Source organism: Methylobacterium sp. WL120, from assembly GCF_008039465.1.
GTDB lineage: Bacteria > Pseudomonadota > Alphaproteobacteria > Rhizobiales > Beijerinckiaceae > Methylobacterium > Methylobacterium cerastii.
In genome coordinates, this window is sequence record NZ_VRUT01000265.1 from 1 (window position 1) to 3,790 (window position 3,790).

The following is a 3,790-nucleotide window of genomic DNA, read 5'->3' on the forward strand; positions in this document are numbered from 1 at the left end:
GCCCGAGCCCGCCCCGGTGGCGGCCCCCATCGCCGCGGCGCCGGTCGCCTCCACCCCCGTCGCGCCGGCTCCGGTCGCCCAGGCGCAGGAAGCTCCGGCACCGGCTGTGAAGGCCCCGGCGTCGAGCGATGCGCCGGCGGAAGCCCCCGAGGGGGGCATGGCCAAGATGCAGACCATCCGGGTCAACGTCGACACCCTCGAACACCTGATGACGATGGTGTCCGAGCTGGTGCTGACCCGCAACCAGCTCCTCGAGATCGCCCGCAAGCATGAGGATTCGAGCTACAAGGTCCCGCTGCAGCGGCTTTCCCACGTCACGGCCGAGCTGCAGGAAGGCGTCATGAAGACGCGCATGCAGCCGATCGGCAACGCCTGGCAGAAGCTGCCGCGGGTGGTGCGCGACCTGTCGAGCGAACTCGGTAAGCAGATCGACCTCGTGATGCTCGGCGCCGAGACCGAACTCGACCGGCAGGTGCTGGAGGTCATCAAGGATCCGCTCACCCACATGGTCCGGAATTCGGCCGACCACGGCCTCGAATCCACCATGCAGCGGATCGCGGCCGGCAAGCCGGCCCGCGGCTCGATCCGCCTCTCGGCCTATCACGAGGGCGGCACGATCACGATCGAGATCGCCGACGACGGCAAGGGCCTCGACCTCGTGGCCATCCGCAAGAAGGCGGTGGAGCGCGGGATCGCGACCCAGGTCGATGTCGAGCGGATGACCGACGCACAGGTCGCCAAGTTCATCTTCGACGCCGGGTTCTCCACCGCGGCGGCCGTCACCTCGGTCTCCGGCCGCGGCGTCGGCATGGACGTGGTCAAGACCAACATCGAAACCATCGGCGGCGTCATCGACATCGCCACGCAGAAGGGGGTCGGCACCACCTTCACCATCAAGATCCCGCTGACGCTCGCCATCGTCGCCGCCCTGATCGTCCGGGCCGGCGAGAGCCGGTTCGCGGTGCCGCAGCTCGCGGTGCTCGAGCTGGTGCGGGTCGACGCCACCGCGCCGCAGCGGATCGAGCGCATCAACGACGCGCCGGTGCTGCGCCTGCGCGAGCGTCTGCTGCCGATCGTGACCCTGAAGGGCCTGCTCGGCCAGGACGACACCGGCACCGAGACCGGATTCGTCGTGGTGGCCCAAGTCGGACGCCAGCGCTTCGGCATCCTCGTCGACGAGGTCTTCCACACGGAGGAGATCGTCGTGAAGCCGATGTCGACGAAGCTTCGCCACATCCCGCTCTTTGCCGGCAACACCATCCTCGGCGACGGCGCCGTCGTGCTGATCGTCGACCCGAACGGCATCGCGCGCCAGGTCAGCCAGGGCGCGCAGGGCGGCGGCCCGATCGAGGCCGAGTCGGAGTCGGGCGAGCTCGGCGACCCGAAGACGACGCTCCTCGTGTTCAAGGGCGGCGCCGGCAGCTTCAAGGCGGTCCCGCTCTCGCTCGTCACGCGCCTAGAGGAGATCGACGCCGCCAAGGTCGAGTGGCTCGGCGGGCGTCCGCTGATCCAGTACCGTGGCCGGCTGATGCCGCTTGTGCCGGCCGACGAGGCCATCGCGATCCGCACCGAGGGCACGCAGGCGCTGGTGGTGTTTTCCGACGGCGACCGCGCGATGGGCCTCGTCGTCGACGAGATCGTCGACATCGTCGAAGAGCGCCTCGACATCGAGATCGCCGCCGAGCGCTCCGACCTAATCGGGTCGGCGGTGCTGCGGGGCCGCGCCACTGACATCATCAACATCGCCCACTTCCTGCCGCTGGCCTACGACGACTGGGCGCGCGGCACGAAGGCGGCGTCGGTGAAAACGACGACGCTGCTGCTCGTGGACGACTCGGCCTTCTTCCGCGACATGCTCAGCCCCGTGCTGAAGGCCGCCGGCTACCGCGTCGTCACGGCGCCGGGTGCCGAGGAGGCTCTGGCGATGCTCCAGGCCGATCCCCGGATCGGCGTGGTGGTGACCGACCTGGACATGCCCGGCCGCAACGGCTTCGACCTCGTCGGCGCGATGCGCGGCGGCGACGCGCGGACCGCCGGCCTTCCGGTGATCGGCCTCACCGGGACGATCGGCGCGGAGGCGGTCGAGCGGGCGCGCACCCTGGCGATCAGCGACCTCGTGGCGAAGTTCGATCGCAGCGGCCTTGTCGCAGCGCTCGCCGAGCTCGATGCCCCCCCGGCCGTCGCGGCCCACGCCCGCGCCGCCTGAAGTCCCGACATCCCTCCGGTGCCGCGCCGACCTCGGCGCGAACCGACCCACCTGGTTTGACCGCGCCGCTGCGCCGGGGAGACACCACCATGCAGGCTGCCAACAGCAACGCCACGGAGGCCGGGGCGACCCAGGACTTCGTCACCGTCTTCGTCGGCGACACGATGTTCGGGCTCGCCATCGACCGGGTGCACGACGTGTTCATCCCGGCCGGCGTCACCCCCGTGCCCCTGAGCCCGCCCGAGATCGTCGGGCTGCTGAACCTGCGCGGGCGCGTCGTCACCGCGATCTGCCTGCGTCGGCGGCTCGGGCTTCCGGCGGCCGAGGGCTCGGCGCGGATGGCGATCGGCCTGGAGCAGGGCGGCGAGACCTTCGCCCTCGTGGTCGACGGCGTCGGCGAGGTGCTGAAGCTCGGCACCGAGACCCACGAGCCGGTGCCGATCAACCTGGACGCCCGCTGGCGCGACCTCGCGCTCGGCGTGCATCGCCTCGACGGGCGATTGCTCGTCATCCTCGACGTGAACGCCCTGCTGGTCTTCGCATCCGACCGGGCCGGCGCGACCGCCGCGTGACGTCGCCGACTGCAACCCACCAAGAGGGTAAGACGCCGTGACCAACGACCCCGCCGAAACCCGCACCTGCCTCGTCGTCGACGATTCCGCCGTGATCCGGAAGGTGGCGCGGCGGATCATCGAGACGCTCGGCTTCGCCGTCACCGAAGCCGAGGACGGCAGCGACGCCCTGCTGCGCTGCGCCGAGGCGATGCCGGACGTGATCCTGCTCGACTGGAACATGCCCAACGTGGACGGCTACGCCTTCCTCCAGGCGCTGCGTCAGCGGCCCGGCGGCACCGGCCCGAAGATCCTGTTCTGCACCACCGAGAACGACGTCGGCGCCATCGCCCGTGCCCTGCGGGCCGGCGCCGACGAGTACATCATGAAGCCGTTCGACCGCGACATCCTCACGGCCAAGCTCGAACAGGTCGGCGTGGTCCAAGCCGACGCCGCCTGACGCCGTCTTCCACGGCGCGCACGCCGGCTCGTCCGAGGCGGCGGTACCGCGATCGTTTCCAACCCATCATTGTCATTGGGATGTCGAACCCATGTTGGCCGTCAACCCAAGCCTCGCGCCCAAGCCGCGGCCGACCCTGCCGGTGCCGATCAAGGTGCTGATCGCCGACGATTCGGCGGTGGTGCGCGGCCTCGTCGCGCGCTGGATCGGCGAGGCCGGCTTCACCGTCGTCGGCACCGCCTCGAACGGGCGCATCGCCGTCGAGATGATGACGCGGCACGACCCGGACGTGGTGCTGCTCGACATCGACATGCCGGAGCTCGACGGCACCGAGGCGCTGCCGCGCATGCTCGCGGCGAGCCCGACCGTGCAGGTCGTGATGATGTCGACCCTCACGACGCGCAACGCCGACATCTCGCTCAAGTGCCTCGCCCTCGGCGCGGTCGACTACCTCGCCAAGCCCGAGAGCAACCGCGGGGTCACCACCTCCGACGCGTTCCGCGCCGAGCTGGTGGAGCGCGTGCGCCTGTTCGGCGCCGCCCGCGCCCGCCGCCGCGGCCCCGCGCCGGCGAG

4 protein-coding genes are annotated in these 3,790 nt (G+C 70.8%); all 4 read left to right on the forward strand.

Annotated elements, in window-relative coordinates:
* A partial coding sequence (locus FV229_RS25820) for a hybrid sensor histidine kinase/response regulator (RefSeq protein WP_147754659.1) occupies nt 1-2,206 on the forward strand: 2,206 nt, incomplete at its 5' end.
* Nucleotides 2,207-2,295: 89 nt separating this feature from the next.
* The gene (locus FV229_RS25825; RefSeq protein WP_147754660.1) at nt 2,296-2,778 is read left to right on the forward strand and encodes a chemotaxis protein CheW; all 483 of its coding nucleotides are present in this window, start codon (nt 2,296-2,298) and stop codon (nt 2,776-2,778) included.
* Nucleotides 2,779-2,815: 37 nt separating this feature from the next.
* Nucleotides 2,816-3,217: a response regulator gene (locus FV229_RS25830; protein ID WP_147754661.1), complete on the forward strand. Its 402-nt coding sequence runs from the start codon at nt 2,816-2,818 to the stop codon at nt 3,215-3,217.
* A 91-nt stretch (nt 3,218-3,308) separates the two neighbouring features.
* Nucleotides 3,309-3,790, forward strand: a 482-nt coding sequence (locus tag FV229_RS25835; protein WP_147754662.1) for a response regulator, incomplete at its 3' end; no start/stop codon positions are given.

Coding starts and splice junctions, on each gene's coding strand:
- FV229_RS25825 (WP_147754660.1), top strand. CDS start 2,296: ATGCAGGCTGCCAACAGCAACGCCACGGAGGCCGGGGCGACCCAGGAC.